This is a genomic window from Marinobacter sp. C1S70, from assembly GCF_000475355.1.
GTDB lineage: Bacteria > Pseudomonadota > Gammaproteobacteria > Pseudomonadales > Oleiphilaceae > Marinobacter > Marinobacter nauticus.
On the sequence record NZ_AXBW01000098.1, the window covers coordinates 1 to 740 of the forward strand.

Here is a 740-nt window from a genome sequence, read left to right on the forward strand (position 1 = left end):
GTTTAAATGGGGGCTACTACATGGATGAACTGGATTGGGAGCTGGAGCGGCGCAACCTGCGCTTCGCCCGCTACGCGGATGACTGCCAGATCTACGTGGGCAGTCGCCGTGCAGGAGAGCGGGTGATGGTGAGTCTGACGCGCTTTATCGAGGACTCGCTGAGGCTCACAGTGAATACACGAAAGAGCGCGGTAGACCGGCCCTGGAAGCGAAGCTTCCTGGGCTTCACCCTCAGCCGGAAAGGACAGCGATTGAAGGTGGCTGCCAAAGCCATCACTAAGTTGAAATCCCAGATCCGGATACTGAGCCGCCGAACACGGGGCCACTCACTGGCCCAGGTGATCGCAGATCTGAAAGAGACCCTGCTTGGTTGGAAAGCGTACTTCGACGCAGCCGAAGTGCTGAGCCCGCTGCGGGACCTGGACAAGTGGATAAGGCGGAGAATGAGAAGTTACGTGTGGAAGCAATGGGGCCGAAGGGGGTATCGTGAGCTGAGAAAGCGGGGTGTCCCGGTCAGATTGGCCTGGAACACCGCCAAATCGGCCCACGGCCCGTGGCGGTTGAGTCACTCGCCGGCCCTGCGGGAAGCCCTACCGGCCCGGTTGTTCCGGAGCTATGGGCTGCCGGAACTGGCAGTGCGGTAACGGGTTGAATCAAGTCACTGAATCGCCGTGGTACGTGATCCGTATGCCCGGTGATGTGGGAGGAGGGGCATCGTGAGGTGCCTCCCTATCCCGATT

At 60.4% G+C, this 740-nt stretch carries 1 protein-coding gene; it reads left to right on the forward strand.

What is annotated here, in order from left to right; genetic code table 11:
• Nucleotides 1-644 (forward strand): group II intron maturase-specific domain-containing protein (locus Q669_RS18995; protein ID WP_022993514.1); only part of this gene is annotated, 644 nt, incomplete at its 5' end.
• Nucleotides 645-740 lie beyond the last annotated feature (96 nt).